Genomic DNA, 16,137 nt, shown 5'->3' with positions numbered 1-16,137 from the left:
GCACTCTTAAGAACAACGTTTCGGGCCGGCGCGCAGAGCGGTCGGTCTCACACCGCGCCGTCGTGCGCTTCGAGAATAGCGTCGAGCTTCTCGTGGTCGATGTTCCGGCCCGAGACCGGGACGACGACGGTCTCGCCGGCGATGTCGTCGGCCCCGAGCGCGGCGGCGACGCCGGTACCGCAGGCGCCCTCCATGACGATGCGCTCCTCGGTGAACAGCCGGGCGACGGCGTCGTGGATGGCGTCCTCCGAGACCAGTTCGAAGTCCGCCAGGCCCTCCCGGAGGATACCCATCGTGAGGGCAAAGGGAACCCGCGTGGCGACGCCCTCGGCGTCCGTCTCCATCCGGTCGTGGGGCGCGAGCGTGTCCTCGTGGTAGGCCCGATGCATCGCCGGAGCCGCGGCGGACTGGACACCCACGACCTCGGCGTCGGTCAGTGCGCCGACGGAGAGACAGTAGCCGACGGCGGCGGTCCCGCCGCCGATTGGGGAGTAGAGCCGGTCGACCTCGGGGAGTTCCGCGACCACCTCCAGCCCGGCGGTGCCGACACCGGCGAGCAGCTCCGGCTCGTTGCCCGAGTGGACGTAGCGCTTGCCGGTCTCGACGGCGAGCGCTTCCACGTGTTCGCGGGCGGCGTCGAAGTCGGGGCCGTGTCTGATGACTTCGGCACCCAGTTGCTCCATGGCCGCGACCTTCCCGGCGTTGGCGTCCTCGGGCACGCCGATGGTGACGGGCACGCCGAACTCCCGCCCCGCCCACGCGACAGAGAGACCGTGGTTCCCGGAGCTGGCCGCGAGGACGCCCCGCTTGCGGAACTCCTCGTCCAGCGTGGCGAGCAGATTGACTCCGCCCCGGACCTTGAACGCGCCCGTCGGCAGCGTGTCCTCGCGCTTGAGGTAGACGTCGGCGCCGGTGGCTTCCGAGAGGTGTTCGCTGCGGACCAGTGGCGTCTCGGGGAGATACCGGGAGACGGTTTTCCGGGCGCGGGCCACGTCGGCCGTCGTCGGCGGCGTCAGGTCGTGATACGGGAAGACGGTCGTCTCGTCTGGCGACTCGACCGGTTCGTAGCGACCGTCCATACCCCTACCCCGGGAGCGCGGACAGTAAAACTCGCGGTCTCTTCGCGGGCGCGTATATAAGCGGGTCGGAGCAGCCAGCGTCTCGGCTCCCGCGGCTCGCTGTCGTCCCACGGGAGCGCGACGAAGGGGGTCCATGTCACCGGGAGAGACAGCGACGGTCATTGTCGAGTAGTTCCACTTGTGCCGGCCTCGGGACCGATACAAACCGGTAGCTCGCTGCGATACGCCGTACGAGAGCGGACGGCCCGCGATACCACCGCTTTTTGTTGTCCGACCCCACGCCAGAACCATGTACGAAGTCGAAGTGAAAGTCGCCGCCGACCTGAGTGCCGTCGCCGAGCGCCTCGACGAACTGGGCGCCACGCTGACGGGCGACGTCGTCCAGGTCGACACGTACTACGACGCGCCCCTCCGGGACTTCGCCGAGACGGACGAGGCCCTGCGGGTGCGCCGCGAGAGCCGAGCGGACGACACCGAGGCCCGCATCACCTACAAGGGACCGCTGGTCGAAGCCGAGTCCAAGACCCGCGAGGAGTTCGAGACCGGCGTCGCCGACGGCGAGACCGCCGACGCCATCTTCGAACACCTGGGGTTTTCGCCGGCCGCGACGGTCGAGAAGGACCGCCGGTTCTACCGCTACGACGGCTACACGGTGACGCTGGACGCCGTCGAGGGCGTCGGGGAGTTCGTCGAGGTGGAGACCGAAACCGACGAGAACGGCGTCGAAGCGGCTCGCGAGGGCGCGTTCGCGGTGCTGCGCGAGCTGGGGCTTGACCCCGAAGACCAGACCCGGACGTCGTATCTCGGTATGCTCCTCGAAAATACCTCATAGTAATCTTTCGGCGGCCAGCGGTTCCCGTAAGTTATAGAAGCGGCCGAAGTTTAGGGGGGAGCAATGACCGAGCGGAACATCCACGTCGCCCCCGAGAGCGGACTCCCGATCGAGGAACAGAACGTCGAAATCGTCGAGCGGAAGGGCATCGGCCATCCCGACTCCATCTGTGACGGGGTCGCCGAGAGCGTCTCCCGTGCGCTCGCACAGACCTACATCGACCGCTTCGGCAAAGTGTTGCACTACAACACCGACGAGACACAGCTCGTGGCCGGCACCGCCGCGCCGGCCTACGGGGGCGGCGAGGTGCTCGAACCCATCTACCTGCTCGTGGTCGGCCGCGCGACAAAGACCTACGACGGCGAGCGCATCCCCGCCGAGACCATCGCCTTGCGCGCCGCCCGCGAGTACCTGGGCGAGAACTTCCCGCATCTGGATCTGGGCACCGACATCGTCGTCGACGTGGAGTTCGGCGAGGGGTCGGGCGACCTCCAGACCGTCTTCGGCGAGGAAGAGGTCGTCCCGAACGCCAACGACACGAGCTACGGGGTCGGCCACGCGCCCTTCTCCGAGGTCGAGCGCATCGTCGCCGACACCGAGCGCAAGCTCACCGGCGAGTACGCCGCCGACAACCCCGTCGTCGGCCAGGACGTGAAGGTGATGGGCAAGCGCGAGGGCGACCACATCGACGTGACCGTCGCCGTCGCGATGGTCGACGAACACGTCGCCGACCTTGAGGGGTACAAAGAGGCCGTCGAGGATGTCCGTTCGTACGTGGAGGAGCTCGCAGTCGAGAAGACGGACCGTGAGGTGACCGTCCACGTCAACACCGCCGACGACTACGACGAGGAGTCCATCTACCTCACCGTGACCGGGACCAGCGCCGAGCAGGGCGACGACGGCTCCGTCGGCCGGGGCAACCGCGCCAACGGTCTCATCACGCCGAACCGACCGATGAGCATGGAGGCCACTTCCGGGAAGAACCCCGTCAACCACATCGGGAAGATATACAACCTCCTCTCGACGGAGATCGCCCAGTCGGTCGCGACGGAGGTCGACGGCATCCGCCAGGTGCAGGTCCGCCTGCTCTCCCAGATCGGCTCGCCCATCGACCAGCCCCACGTCGCCGACGCGATGGTCGTCACCGAGGACGGCATCGCAGTCGGGGACATAGAGGACGAGGTCGAGGCGACTATCGACGCGGAACTGGCCGACGTGACCGAGATCACCCGCAAGGTCATCGCCGGCGAGCTCACGACGTTCTGAGACTGTCGGCTGGTCCGTCGTCCGGTAGCGACATCCGTCACGTGAGCCCAGCCGACAGTAGGTCCCGGCGAACGACACCCCTTTATTCGCGTTCGGGCAACTGCCGGTATGTCCCCGCCCGATGCCGACGTCGTCCTCGTCCGCCACGGCGAGCTAGGCGTCAAGAGCGAGCAGGTCCGCCGGAAGATGGAGGGCCGGCTGGCCGAGAACCTCCGGGCGATGCTCGACGCGCGCGGGCTCGCCGGCGACATCGAGCGCCGCCGCAACCGCCTGTTCGTCCACACCGGTGAGCCGGACGCCGTGGCCGACGCGGCCGCCGACACCTTCGGCGTCGTCTCGGCCTCGCCGGCCCGCACCGTCGAGCCCACGCTCGACGCCATCGAAGCCGGGCTCGTGGCGGCGACCGAAGCCGACTACGACGGCGGGAGCTTCGCCGTCGACGCGGCCCGCGCCGGCCCCAGCGACGCCCACCCCTTCGCCAGCACCGACATCGAATCGGAGGGCGGTTCGGCGGTCTGGTCGGCTATCGAGTCGCTGGGTGGCGACCCCGAAGTCGACCTCGACGACCCCGATTTCACCCTCTTCGTCGAGTGTCGACGCGGGGAGGCGTACGTCTTCCGTGAGAAGCGAGCGGGGCCGGGCGGGCTCCCGCTTGGAACCCAGCGGCCGGTCGTTGCCCTCGTCAGCGGCGGCATCGACTCGCCGGTCGCCGCCTGGCAGCTGATGGCCCGGGGCTGTCCCGTCGTCCCGGTGTACGTGGACCTGGGCGACTACGGCGGCCCCGACCACCGGGCCCGCGCCCGGGCGACCGTCGAGACCCTGGCGAGCTATGCGCCGAGCGAGGCGATGGCCATGCACGTCGTCGACGCTGGAGACGTGGTGGCCGACCTGGAGACCGAGGTGGGTGACCTGCGGATGCTCGTACTCCGTCGGTTCATGCTCGCGACGGCCGAGACCGTCGCCGAGGACGAGGGGGCCGTCGGCGTCGTGACGGGCGAGGCCATCGGCCAGAAGTCGAGCCAGACCAGCGCGAACATCGCCGTCACCGACGCCGCAGTCTCGCTGCCGGTCCATCGCCCGCTGGTAGCGATGGACAAGGCCGACATAACGAACCACGCCCGCGATATCGGCACCTTCGAGGACGCCACGGTCGACACCGGCTGCAACCGGGTCGCCCCGGAACTGCCCGAGACCAACGCCGACCTCGACGCGGTGCGGGCGGCCGAGCCCGACGACCTCTTCGAGCGGGCCCGGGCGTGTGCCACGTCCCGCGAGGTCGCCCCTATCGAAAGGTAAATCTCCGGGGCGCCAGTGGGTCGGGGTATGGCAGAGGTGTGTCTCGTCGGGAGCGACGACGTGAACCTCCGGTACGAGCTGCTCTCCCGCGAGACTGCCCGGAACGCGCTGGTCACCTACGACCTCCGGGAGCCCTTCGAGAACACCCTCCAGGTCGAGACGGTGAGTCTCGGCGCCGCGGTCGCCCTGCTCAACGACCTGAACTGGTATCTCGTCCGCTTTACCGACGCCGCCTTCGTGAAAGTCCCCTCCATCAGCGAGAGCGAGTGGCTCTCGCGGGAACTGGCGACAGCTATCAGGGACGACGAGATAGCGCCCGAGGAGACGGGGCGGTTCCTGACGGTGTACGGCATCGTCGAGGCGCCCGATGCGGGCGACGAGACGGGCGACGACACGGCGGCTGCGACCCAGGACCGCCCGCCACGGCTCGTAGAGCCGATGTTGCTGACACGCACCGGCGAGACGATTCCCGACTACGACCTGCGAGACGTCGACGACACGCTGGTCGTTCGGGTCACCGAGTCGGAGTTCGGAGCCTGAGCGACGGCACAGCTAGTCGAACATCCCGGTCGACATGTACCGCTCGCCGCTGTCCCAGTAGACCGTCACCACGAGCGGGTCCGTCACGCCCTCGGCCAGCAGTTCGTCGGCCACCTCGCGGGCCGCGAGATTCGACGCGCCCGAGGACTGTCCGACGAGGATGCCCTCCTCGCGGGCGAGGCGGCGACACTCCGCTTCGGCGTCGTCGAGTTCGACCGTCTTCACGTCGTCCAGCAGGTCCACGTCGAGGTTGTCGCTGACGAATCCGGGGCCCATGCCCTGGAAACTGTCCTCGCCGGTGCCCGGCTCCATCCCCGAGAGGACGGCGTTGTCGGCCGGTTCGACGGCGACGATGTCCACGTCGGGGAACGCCTCCCGGAGCCGGCGGCCGATGCCCGTGATGGTCCCGCCGGTGCCGACGCCCGCGACCAGGGCGTCGACGGTCCGGTCGCCGACCTGGTCGAGTATCTCGGGGCCCGTGGTCTCGTAGTGGGCCCGTGGGTTCGCGGGGTTCTCGAACTGGCGCAACTGGACGTGGCTGTCGCGGTCGGTCAGCTCGTCGGCCCGTTCTTTCGCGGCCGAGATGTCGCCCTCGACCAGCTCGATGTCGGCGCCGTAGGCCTGCATTATCTCGCGGCGCTCGGGCGACTTCGAGGACGGCATCACCAGCACCACGTCGTACCCCTTCGCCGCGCCGACCATCGCCATCCCGATGCCGGTGTTGCCGCTTGTCGGTTCGACCAGCGTGTCACCGGGGGTGATGTCCCCCTCACGCTCGGCACGCTCGATCATGAACCGCGCCGGCCGGTCCTTCGCGGAGCCGCCGGGGTTGAACGACTCGACCTTCGCGGCCACGGTCGCCCCCTCCGGCGCGGCGACCGACACCAGCGGCGAGCCGATAGTCTCGACAATGGAGTCGGAGAGTGACTCGTGCATTGGCGACGGCTACGCCGTCGCCGGTTAAAACCCCCCGTGGAACCGCCAAGGCCGAGGGGGAGTCGCGGGTGCCGGCAGTTCTTTCCGGCGCGAGGGTCACGCGCCCGTACGAGCGGTGCAGTGTAAGAGACGGACGTCGCGGCGATACAGCACGACCTGGCCGGCCTCGGCGGGTCCGGGACGGCGAGACGGTCGTCCTCGTCTGCTTCGAGGGTGACCGGAAGCGCTGTCACCGGAGCCTCCTGCAGGAGCGGCTCCGCGAGCGGGTCGACGCGCCCTGATAGCCGAGGGGTTCAAGCCAGTTGCACTGTTACCGGTAACCATGAGCGAAACCGGACACCTCGAAACGATGGAACCGAACCCGGTGTGGGTCGAGGACGCCTACGCCGACACGGTCGACCGTCTCGCCAGCTACCGACTCGAACTGGACTACCACATCTGGGGCGGCGACTGGTGTAAGGACTGTCGCGCACAGCTTCCGGACTTCGCCGCGGCACTGGACGCGGCGGAGATTCCCGACTCGCGGGTTCACCACCACCCGACGGAGAAAGAGGAAGACGGCTCGAAGACCGGCCCCGGCGTCGAGGAGTACGGCATCGAGTACATCCCGACGGTCGTGGTCGAACACGACGGCGAGGAGATCGCCCGCTTCGTCGAGGAGGAACGGGTTCCCATCGCGGTCTATCTCGCCGACGAGATCGAATCGGCACTCTGAGGCGGGCCAGCATCCGGCCGTTTTATCCCCTCCGAGGCGACGAGACACCGTCTGTCTGAAACGCGGTGATTGCTGTTTCCGGGGCAGTAGACGGTCGATGGACGCGGACCTCGGTAAGAACGGTATTATGTGTCGGTGTATCTATACGGGGAGTATGAACGAGATTCGCGTTCTTCATGTCGACGACGAGCCGGATTTCGCCGATGTGACGGCCGAGTTTCTCGAACGCGACGACGACCGCTTTACAGTCGAAACTGCGTTCAGCGGGCCCGACGGGCTCGAACAGCTCACGCCGGCAGTCGATTGTGTCATCTCCGACTACGATATGGCCGGCATGAACGGCCTCGAGTTTCTCGAAGTCGTTCGCGAGGAGTACCCCGAGCTCCCGTTTATCCTGTTTACCGGAAAGGGAAGCGAGGAGGTCGCAAGCGAGGCGCTGACCCTCGGGGCGACGGACTATCTGCAAAAAGGGTCCGTCCCGGACCAGTACGAACTCCTCGCGAACCGGGCCAGTCGCGCTGTCGAGCAGTTCCGCACGGAGCGGGAACTGGAACGGAAAAACGAACTGCTGGAGAAGAGCCAGAACCTCGCCGATGTTGGGGCCTGGGAGTACGACCCGGAGACGGGGGAGGCGTACTTCACCGACCAGGTGTACGACATCTACGGCGTCGACCGGGACCACGACCCGTCGCCCGAGTCGGACATCGAGCGGTTCTATCACCCGGAGGACCGGGATACGGTCCGAGACGCCGTCGCCGGGGCGCTGGAGGACGGCGAGCCGTACGACATCGAGGCCCGCATCACCGCCGCCGACGGCACCGAGAAGTGGATTCGGACCCGGGCCGACCCACAGTTCGAAGACGGCGTCTGCCAGCGCGTCCGCGGGACGATTCGGGACATCACCGACCGGAAGGAACGGGAGGAGAGTATCGCACAGACCACGGAGTGGTATCGGACCCTGCTCGACGGGGCCCCGGACGCGGTCTTCGTCGTCGACATCGAGTCGGGCAAGATACGCGAAACCAACAGGGCAGCGACCCAGTTGCTCGACCGGTCACGCGAGGAGCTTGTCGGACTCGACCAGACGAAGCTCCACCCGCCCGAGAAGGCCGAGGCGTACGCCGACCTGTTCGACCAGCACGTCGGCGCCGGCGGTGGCCGGGCCGAGACGCTCGGCCAGGAAGAGGTCTACGTCGTCGACTCGTCGGGCGAGCGAATCCCCGTGGAGATCAACGCCCAGACCGTCGAGGTCGACGGGAAACGCTACAACCAGGGGTACTTCCGTGACATCACGGCCCGCAGGGAACGCGAACGCGAACTCAAGCGACAGCGCGACCGGCTCGACGAGTTAGTCACGGTGGTCAGCCACGACCTCCGGAACCTGCTTCGGACGCTGTCCGCGTCGCTCGACCTCATCGAGACCGACGACAGGGCGTCACTCGAACGGTGTCGCCGCACCGTCGACCGGATGGAGCAACTGATGGACGACCTGGTGAACCTGGCGCGCCACGGCGAGACGGAGCCGGGGCCGGTCGGGCTCGCCCCCCTCGCGACGGCGAGTGCCCGGGCGACCGGTCTGTCCGAAGGGACCCTCTCGGTGACGACGGACGCGACCATCGTCGCGGACGAATCAGGGCTCAGACACCTCTTCGAGAACCTCTTTGTGAACGCTGTCGAGCACAGCGCCGCGAGCCGTCAGCCGGAGGGCACCGACGCTGTCGCGCGCGGACCGACGAGCGACCAGTCCCGGTCCGCCGACGCCGTCGGCCACGATTCGGGAGTCTCGCTCACTGTCGGGCGTCTCGACGACGGCTTCTACGTGGCAGACGACGGGCCGGGAATCCCAGAGAGCGAGCGTGAACGGGTCTTTCGGGTCGGCTATTCGACGAGCGACCGGGGCACCGGCTTCGGGTTGAACATCGTCAAGCAGGTCGCCGAGGCCCACGGGTGGGACATCGACGTGACGGAGAGCGCCGACGGGGGCGCCCGCTTCGAGATCACCGATGTCGAGTTCGCCGACAGCTGACAGCTCGCGGATGGGGGACCACTGACCTGCAAAAGAGGGGCGTATCGCCGCGCAGTGGGGGCAAAGTACACCATGCTGGGGAATAGAAACTTGGCTACTAATGCCCGAGATCACGGTCACCGAGACACAGCGTGAGCGACTGGCGGATATGCGAGAGGAGCTCGAAGCGGCGTACATCGACACGTACGGTCACATACGGACGACGGATGTCGTCCAGTATCTCCTCGATACGTACACGCCCCCCGAGCAGCGAGGCGACGTGGCCCACGAGCGAATCGCCACGGCCGAGTTCCAGGACCTCCAGGCGGTCGCGACCGACGTCGAGGGGGTGCCCGGAAGCGGGATCGACGCGGAGACCATGCGGGGGGAGCTGCTCTCGACGCTGGGCGTCGCGGAGTTTGCGGCCCGGCTCGCGGCCGTTGAGGACGGCGAGCCGGCGAGCAGCGACACTGGCGGCGCGGAACGCAGCGACTCCGGGGCCGACGACGCGGAGAGCAGTGGCGCGGACAGCGAACCCGACGACGCGGCAGCCGACAGCGAGGAGCCGCCAGCCGACGACGCGGACACTGCTTCGGACGGCGCGAGCGACGACGGCGGCTCCGGGCCGACGCCAAACACCGACGGCCCGGGCTCGATTCTCTCGGCGGCCAACCAGTTGCTCACCGACCACGATGACAAGTGGCGGGAGGGCGGCGGCGACGAGCCGTACGAGGTCGACCTCCCCGACGGGACGACGGAGACGGTCCGGACCAAAGACGACGTCAGAGGGCTGCTGTTCAAACACTACTGAGACTCGGGTACGACCGGGCTGTGACGGCGGACCACAGTCGGTCCCGGGAGCGAACGAAGCGGTTAGTCCTGTCCCCAGTCGAGCGCCTCGCCGAGGTCGTGTCGGGGCGGCGAGCAGGCGAAGTTCCGGCAGGCGTACACCGTCGGCTCGCCGTCGGCGGCGTCGCGGCCGGCCCAGATGGGCGGCGCGTCGGGCAGGTCGAGCGTGTCGAGCCACGAGTCCAGACCGTCGTCGGGCCGCCAGGCCAGCAGGCGCCTCGGGACGTAGCGGTCGGCGAGGGTCTCGGTCCAGTCGGCGGGCGGGTCAGTCGGGTCACAGACGAGCGTGAGTTCGAGCGAGCCCTGTTCGTAGGTGTCGGTGGCCAGGGTGAGCGAGGCGTGTTGCAGCGGGTTCGCGGAGACGCGGTCGGCGTGGCTCCGGACGACCCGCTCGGCCACGTCGGCAAAGCGGTCGCCGTCGCTGAAGTGGGACAGCTCCAACAGCAGCGACACCGCGACGCCCGTACTGGAGGGGGTGGACTGGTCGCCCAGCTCCTGTGGCCGGGCGACCAGCGACTCGCCGCCGGTCGGGGTGAAATACAGTGTCCCCGCCTCGCTGTCCCAGAAGGCCGCGACGACGGCGTCGGCAAGATCCAGCGCGAAGTCCAGGTACTCGACGTCGCCGGTGGCCTGATAGAGGTCGAACGCGCCCCGCCCGAGGAAGGCGTAGTCCTCCAGATAGCCGTCGATAGCCACATCGCCGTCCTTGAAGCGGCGCGAGAGGCGGTTTTCCGACTCGTCCCAGAGGTGCTCGCGGACGAACCCCATTGCGTCGGCGGCCACGTCGGCGTAGCCGTCGTCGAGGACGATAGCGCCCTCCGCGAGGGCGGATATCATCAGCCCGTTCCAGCCGGCCAGGACCTTCTCGTCGCGGGCTGGTCGGGGCCGGGACTCGCGTGCCTCGAAGGCCTCGTTCAGGGCCACCCGGAGCTTCTCGGTCAGTTCCGCCTCGCTCAGTTCGTACTCCTCGGCGAGCACCTCGATTGGCTTGCGGACGCCAAGCACCGTCGCCCCCTCGAAGTTCCCGCTCCCCGTGACGCCGAAGTACTCGCAGAAGATGTCGGCCGCCTTGTCATCGCTCACGGCGTCGTGGACCTGCTCGGGCGTCCAGACGTAGAAGGCGCCCTCCTCGGTGTCGGCGTTTTCGTCGCTCCCGGGAGGCCGGCTCACCGCATCGAGCGTGCTGAAAAAGCCCCCGTCGTCGTGCTGGAGTTCGCGCTGGACGAAGTCGAACGTCTCGCGGACGACCGAGGCGTAGCGTTCGTTGCCGGTAGCCTGGTAGCCGGCGAGGAAGGCGCGGGGTATCTCGGCGTTGTCGTACAGCATCTTCTCGAAGTGGGGGACCGCCCACTGCATGTCCGTCGAGTAGCGGTGGAAACCGCCGCCGACGTGGTCGTAGAGCCCGCGGTCGGCCATCGCGTTGAGCGTCTGTTCGACGACGGTCAGGTAGTCCTCCTCGCCGCCATCGGCGTGTGCCCGAAGTAAGGCGTGAATCCGCCCGGTCTGGGGGAATTTCGGCCCGCCCGACCCCCAGCCGCCGTGGTCGCGGTCGGCGCCCCGGTGGGCGACGGTCGCCGCCGTCTGTACGAGGTCGTCGGCGGGGTCGCCGGGTTCACCCACGTCTTCGAGGTCGCTCTCGATGGCGTCGGTCCACTGCCGGGCGCGGTTCTCCATCTCCTCGCGTTGCTCGGGGTCCGACCAAGAGTGTGAGAGGCGGTCGAGCAGTTCCGAGAATCCGGGCTGGCCGCGCTTCTCCTCGGGCGGGAAGTACGTCCCCACGTAGAAGGGCTTCCCGTCGGGCGTGAGCCAGGCCGACAGCGGCCACCCGCCGCCGCCGGTGACCTGCTGGCAGATGCTCATGTAGACGCTGTCCAGGTCGGGCCGCTCCTCTCGGTCGACCTTGATGGGGACGAAGTTCTCGTTCAGTTGCTCGGCGACGGCCTCGTCCTGGAAGCTCTCCTCCTCCATGACGTGACACCAGTGACAGGCGGCATAGCCAATAGAGAGGAAGATGGGCACGTCACGCTCCTTTGCGGCCTCTAAGGCCTGCTCGTCCCAGGGCTGCCAGTTGACCGGGTTGTCGGCGTGCTGGCGGAGATACGGGCTCTCGGCCTCGTCAAGTCGATTCCGGGCTGTGGGGTCGCTCATACCGGTCTCTCGGTGGGCCGGCCTCAAAAGGGGTCGGACGAACCGTCGGACGAGACGACAGTGCCGGCCGAGCCGCGTCGGGCCCTCCGCGCGGAACGCGGCGCGCGGCCGGACCCTATCTTCAACCATTATATAACAAATTATATATGACGAACGTTCGTTCGTCTCCGACGTATGCCAGAGATTACCGACCACGACCGACAGCGCCTCCGCGCGGCGTTCGACCGGCAACTCGACGCCGGCCTCCACCACGGGGCCCAGCTGGCCGTCTACGTCGACGGCGACTCCGTCGTCGACTTCGCGGGCGGGACGACCGGCCCTGACGGCGACGAGACCACACCGACGACGCGCCACGTCATCTTCTCGTGTACGAAACCGTACGCCGGGGTCGGACTGCACCAGCTCATCGAGGACGGGAAAGCCGAATACGACGACCCGGTCGTCGAGCACTGGCCGGCGTTCGCCGACGAGGGCACGCGGAAGGCCGACATCACCATCCGGCACGTGCTCAGCCACACCGCCGGTATCCCGTACGGCGAGTTCGACGACCGAGCCGAGCAGTGGGGCGACTGGGACGCCGTCGTCCAGGCGATGGAGGACATCGACCCCGTCTTCGAGCCCGGCGAGCAGCCGGCGTATCACACGCTCAACTACGGCTGGCTCGTCGGCGAGCTCGTCCGTCGACTCAGCGGCCAGCACGTCGACGAGTACGTCGGCGAGAACGTCTTCGAGCCCCTGGGGATGGACCGGACGTCTATCGGGCTCGGGCCCGAGGAGGACGACGACGTGGCCACCCTCTCCGGGTTCGAGGTGTTCGACCGCTGTCGCGACCCGGGCGAGGGGCTCGGGGACCCGGCGTCGGAGTCGGCGGCGGCGTTCAACAGCGAGGCCATCCGCCGGGCCGTCATCCCCGCCGCGAACGGCATCGGGACCGCCGGGGACATGGCGCGGTTCTACGCCTGTATGGCCAACGGTGGCGAACTCGACGGGACGCGGCTGCTGGACGAAGCGACGGTCGACCTGGCGACGGAAACGCACGCTGAGACCGAGTCGGACGGCACGCTCTCCCGGCCGGCCCGATACGGGCTTGGCTTCTGGACCGGCGGGCTGGCAAACGACATGTTCGGCTCGCTCAGCCGCGAGCGGATGTTCGGCCACGCCGGCCTCGGGAGCGTCTTCGGCTGGGGCGACCCGGAGCTTGGCGTCGGGTTCGCCTACGTCACCAACGGCATCCGGGAGGAGTCCTGGGAGCACGCAGCCCGGGTCGCGGGCATGTCCGACGCCGTCCGGCTGGCCCTGCTGGAGTAGCCGTCTGACAGCGGTCACTGAGCCACGGAAAGACAATACTTACGTCCGAGCCAATCAGGCCTTGAGGTATGACAGAGACAGTGCTGCTCGTGGGCGGCGGCGGCCGGGAACACGCCGTCGCGCGTGCGCTCGCCGATTCGGACGCCGACCTCTACGCCTGTGCCGGCAACCGCAACCCGGGCATCGTCGACCTGGCCGTCGGGTTCGAGACGCTGGAGACGACCAACCCACAGGCCGTCACCGAGTACGCCGAGGAGGTCGGCGCAACGCTCGCCGTCGTCGGCCCGGAGGCCCCGCTGGCGGCCGGCGTCGCCGACGCGCTCGACGAGGCCGGCATCTACGCGTTCGGCCCCCAGGCCGAGGAGGCCCGCATCGAGACGGACAAGGCCTTCCAGCGCCGCTTCATGGCCGAACACGATATCCCCGGCTGTCCCGACTTCGAGACGTTCGACGACATGGAGGCCGCCTGTGACTACATCGACGAGTACGACGGCGATCTGGCCGTCAAGCCCGCCGGCCTCACCGGCGGGAAAGGGGTCCGGGTCATCGGCGACCAGTGCACCGCCGAGGAGGCAAAGGCGTACCTCCGCGACTCGGACTACGACCGCGTTGTCCTCGAAGAGCGCCTCGTCGGCGAGGAGTTCACCGTCCAGGCCTTCGTCGCCAACGGCCAGCTTCGCGTGACTCCCGCCGTGCAGGACCACAAGCGCGCCTACGAGGGCGACGAGGGGCCCAACACCGGCGGGATGGGGAGCTACTCCGACGCCAGCCTCGAACTCCCGTTCATGACCGAGGACGACTACGACGCGGCCGTCGACGTGCTCCGCGCGACCGTGGACGCCCTGGACGGCTACAAGGGCGTGCTGTACGGCCAGTTCATGCTGACCGAGACCGGCCCCCGCGTCGTGGAGTTCAACGCCCGCTTTGGCGACCCCGAGGCGATGAACACCCTCCCCGTGCTCAACACGGACTTCCTCGACGTGCTCGTGGCCGCCCGCGAGGAGCGCTCGATTCCACAGCTTTCCTTCCAGCCCAAAGCGACGGTCTGTAAGTACGCCGTCCCAGACGGCTACCCGACCGACCCCGAGGCCGGCGCCGAGGTCACCATCGACGCCACCAACGCCGGCGACGCCCTGCTGTTTTACGCCTCCGTCGACGACCGCGAGGACGGCGTCTACACCACGACCTCCCGCTCGTACGCCGTGGTCGGTATCGCAGACAGCATCACCGAAGCCGAGGCGATCGCCGAGGGCGCGCTGGAGCGGGCCGGGACCGAGGGCCTGCGCGTGCGCCACGACATCGGCAAGCCCGACCTCGTCCAGCAGCGCATCGACCATATGGACGAGATCCGCGACTCGCAGTAGGTCCCGTTTTACGCGTTCGCCATCTGCCGGCAGCTTTCGGCACACTCCTGTAACACGTCGGCACAGACCTGACAGTGGTCGGCATCGTGGGTGGCACACTCCTCGGCACAGGCCTCACACGCCTCTGCACAGGCCTCTGCGAGCGTGGCGCTGTACGCCGAGCCACGGGCCATAAACCGGGCGTGCAGCGACGTGAGGTCGGCGACGTCCCGACAGAGGCGGGCGCACGCTTCCATGTCGGCGTCACCGAGACACTCGTCGGCACACCACTCACACACCTCGGTGGCCTCGTTGCAGTTCTCGATGCACTCGCGTTGCTCGTCGCTCAGGCTCTCGATTTTCTCTACTGTCTCTCCAAGTGACATGACGGTTCGGCGTTCGCATGGGATGAGTGTAAACAGCGCGCCTGCCTCTGCAGGGTGGACTGGCAGTGGCTAGCGGGGCGTTCAAGGCAGTCGCCGTCGTACCGACGGGCGTGAGCGACGCGACAGAACCAGACAGCGAGACGGAGCGGCGACACGACCGGCTGGACCGCGTCGCAACGCCCGGCCCGCGCAACTCGCTGTTCCCGTGGCCGGATGGGAAAGGACGGCTGCGGGTGATGGTGAACTACGTCGTCATCCTCGTCTGTCGTATCTCCCCGAGTCTCCGGCTCAAGAACTGGCTCCTGGGTCGTCTCGGTGTCTCCGTCGGCGACGGCGTCGCCTGGGGGCTCGAATCGACGCCGGACGTGTTCTGGCCCGAACGCATCACCGTCGGGGCCGACGCGATAATCGGCTACGACGCGACGCTGCTCTGTCACGAGTTCTTACAGGACGAGTACCGCACCGGCGATGTGGTCGTCGGCGAGCGGGCGATGATAGGCGCGGGCGCTATCGTCCTCCCGGGGGTCGAGATCGGCGCGGACGCCCAGGTCGCGGCGAACTCGCTGGTCGTCAAGGACGTCCCACCCGGGACGACGGTCGCCGGAGTGCCGGCGGAACCGGTCAGCAGCGGCGGGGACTAGTCCCGCACGCGGACCATCCCGCTTTGCATCACCTGCTGATTCGGGATGATGTGCTCTTTCCCGTCGCTTTCGACGTGTGTGACGAACATGTCCACTTCCTGGACGATGCCGCGCTGGTCGTCGATGACGACCTCGTCGCCGATGCTGTAGGGCTCGGTGAGCAACAGGTAGAGCCCGGCGGCGGCGGCCGCGAGCAGGTCTTTCAGCGCCAGCCCGGTGAGAAAGACGAGCCCGAAGGAGTACGCCGCAAGCAGAATGAGCAAGGCGAGGGTCGCGACCCCGAGCTGGCCAAGCGCGATGAGAACCGCGAGATAGAAGATGCTGTACTTGACGAGTTCGGGGAGGACCGTCGCCTCGGGTAGCTTGACGCTCCGCAGCTTTTCTGAGACGACCAGTTTCGCCTTGTCGCCGGCGATGAGGCCGATGATGATGGCGAAGACGGCGATAAAGAGATTCGGGAGGAAGGCGGTAAATCGGGTCCAGTACGCCTGTGGCTGGACGAGCTGGGCGATGTTCAGCGCGACAGTGATGGCGATGATGTAGACAAACAGCGCGGCCAGGTTCGAGACGATACCGACCGTCGAGGTCCCAAGGCTTCGGGCAGTCCGCTCGAACGGCGTCCCCTCGACGGCCTCGGGAACCCCCATCTCCTCCATGAACTGGCGGGCCGCCCGCCAGACGATGAAACCGGCAAGCAGGCCGACACCCAGGACGATAAGGGAGACGACGAAGGTCCCCTGCGGGGAAAACAGCGTCCGGACGATGTCCGGCCAGTCGGATACGGACTGCATTG

16 protein-coding genes are annotated in these 16,137 nt (G+C 68.0%); 11 read left to right on the top strand and 5 right to left on the bottom strand.

Features of this window, described 5'->3' with window-relative positions; genetic code table 11:
* Positions 1–47 precede the first annotated feature (47 nt).
* Positions 48–1,079: a threonine ammonia-lyase gene (locus tag VJ162_RS00685; RefSeq protein ID WP_324661719.1), complete on the bottom strand. Its 1,032-nt coding sequence runs from the start codon at positions 1,077–1,079 to the stop codon at positions 48–50.
* Between the two features lie 289 nt (positions 1,080–1,368).
* Here VJ162_RS00685 and cyaB point away from each other — a divergent pair, with 289 nt between their 5' ends.
* The 4 genes from cyaB (at position 1,369) to VJ162_RS00665 (ending at position 5,013) form a co-directional block, all read left to right on the top strand.
* Complete coding sequence (cyaB, locus tag VJ162_RS00680; protein WP_324661716.1) at positions 1,369–1,911, top strand: class IV adenylate cyclase; 543 nt, start codon at positions 1,369–1,371, stop codon at positions 1,909–1,911.
* Positions 1,912–1,974: 63 nt separating this feature from the next.
* Positions 1,975–3,177, top strand: a complete 1,203-nt coding sequence (locus tag VJ162_RS00675) for a methionine adenosyltransferase (protein WP_324661714.1) — start codon at positions 1,975–1,977, stop codon at positions 3,175–3,177.
* A gap of 108 nt (positions 3,178–3,285) precedes the next feature.
* Positions 3,286–4,473: a tRNA sulfurtransferase gene (locus tag VJ162_RS00670; protein WP_324661712.1), complete on the top strand. Its 1,188-nt coding sequence runs from the start codon at positions 3,286–3,288 to the stop codon at positions 4,471–4,473.
* 27 nt (positions 4,474–4,500) lie between these two features.
* Positions 4,501–5,013, top strand: a complete 513-nt coding sequence (locus tag VJ162_RS00665) for a DUF5804 family protein (protein ID WP_324661710.1) — start codon at positions 4,501–4,503, stop codon at positions 5,011–5,013.
* 12 nt (positions 5,014–5,025) lie between these two features.
* On the opposite strand, the gene VJ162_RS00660 is transcribed toward VJ162_RS00665, so the two are convergent.
* Positions 5,026–5,949: a PLP-dependent cysteine synthase family protein gene (locus tag VJ162_RS00660; RefSeq protein ID WP_324661708.1), complete on the bottom strand. Its 924-nt coding sequence runs from the start codon at positions 5,947–5,949 to the stop codon at positions 5,026–5,028.
* Here VJ162_RS00660 and VJ162_RS18470 point away from each other — a divergent pair.
* The 4 genes from VJ162_RS18470 to VJ162_RS00645 all read left to right on the top strand — a co-directional run bounded on the left by VJ162_RS18470 (position 5,937) and on the right by VJ162_RS00645 (position 9,480).
* Entirely contained in the window at positions 5,937–6,230 is a 294-nt protein-coding gene (locus VJ162_RS18470; RefSeq protein ID WP_407066820.1) for a DUF488 family protein, N3 subclade, read from the top strand. The two genes, VJ162_RS00660 and VJ162_RS18470, sit on opposite strands and share 13 nt — an antisense overlap.
* A 41-nt stretch (positions 6,231–6,271) precedes the next feature.
* Positions 6,272–6,664, top strand: coding sequence for a thioredoxin family protein (locus VJ162_RS00655; RefSeq protein WP_324661707.1), 393 nt, complete (start codon positions 6,272–6,274; stop codon positions 6,662–6,664).
* A 154-nt stretch (positions 6,665–6,818) separates the two neighbouring features.
* Positions 6,819–8,690, top strand: a complete 1,872-nt coding sequence (locus VJ162_RS00650; protein WP_324661706.1) for a PAS domain S-box protein — start codon at positions 6,819–6,821, stop codon at positions 8,688–8,690.
* 100 nt (positions 8,691–8,790) lie between these two features.
* Positions 8,791–9,480 carry a hypothetical protein gene (locus VJ162_RS00645; RefSeq protein WP_324661705.1) on the top strand — a complete coding sequence of 230 codons (690 nt, stop codon included), beginning with the start codon at positions 8,791–8,793 and terminating at the stop codon, positions 9,478–9,480.
* 62 nt (positions 9,481–9,542) lie between these two features.
* On the opposite strand, the gene VJ162_RS00640 is transcribed toward VJ162_RS00645, so the two are convergent.
* Positions 9,543–11,666, bottom strand: a complete 2,124-nt coding sequence (locus tag VJ162_RS00640; protein WP_324661704.1) for a thioredoxin domain-containing protein — start codon at positions 11,664–11,666, stop codon at positions 9,543–9,545.
* A 174-nt stretch (positions 11,667–11,840) separates the two neighbouring features.
* On the opposite strand from VJ162_RS00640, the gene VJ162_RS00635 reads away from it, so the two are divergent.
* Both VJ162_RS00635 and purD read left to right on the top strand, forming a co-directional pair.
* On the top strand, positions 11,841–12,974 hold the full coding sequence (locus VJ162_RS00635; RefSeq protein WP_324661703.1) for a serine hydrolase domain-containing protein: 1,134 nt from the start codon (positions 11,841–11,843) through the stop codon (positions 12,972–12,974).
* 68 nt (positions 12,975–13,042) lie between these two features.
* The gene (purD, locus tag VJ162_RS00630) at positions 13,043–14,338 is read left to right on the top strand and encodes a phosphoribosylamine--glycine ligase (protein WP_324661702.1); all 1,296 of its coding nucleotides are present in this window, start codon (positions 13,043–13,045) and stop codon (positions 14,336–14,338) included.
* 8 nt (positions 14,339–14,346) lie between these two features.
* Here the strand turns inward: purD and VJ162_RS00625 are convergent, their stop codons facing one another.
* Positions 14,347–14,703: a four-helix bundle copper-binding protein gene (locus VJ162_RS00625; RefSeq protein WP_324661701.1), complete on the bottom strand. Its 357-nt coding sequence runs from the start codon at positions 14,701–14,703 to the stop codon at positions 14,347–14,349.
* 110 nt (positions 14,704–14,813) lie between these two features.
* On the opposite strand from VJ162_RS00625, the gene VJ162_RS00620 reads away from it, so the two are divergent.
* Positions 14,814–15,344: an acyltransferase gene (locus tag VJ162_RS00620; RefSeq protein WP_324662962.1), complete on the top strand. Its 531-nt coding sequence runs from the start codon at positions 14,814–14,816 to the stop codon at positions 15,342–15,344.
* On the opposite strand, the gene VJ162_RS00615 is transcribed toward VJ162_RS00620, so the two are convergent.
* The gene (locus tag VJ162_RS00615) at positions 15,341–16,135 is read right to left on the bottom strand and encodes a mechanosensitive ion channel domain-containing protein (RefSeq protein WP_324661700.1); all 795 of its coding nucleotides are present in this window, start codon (positions 16,133–16,135) and stop codon (positions 15,341–15,343) included. The genes VJ162_RS00620 and VJ162_RS00615 overlap by 4 nt on opposite strands.
* Positions 16,136–16,137: the final 2 nt, after the last annotated feature.

This window comes from Haloarcula sediminis (assembly GCF_035656455.1).
Classification (GTDB): domain Archaea; phylum Halobacteriota; class Halobacteria; order Halobacteriales; family Haloarculaceae; genus Haloarcula; species Haloarcula sediminis.
This window is presented reverse-complemented; position numbering and strand designations above follow the sequence as displayed.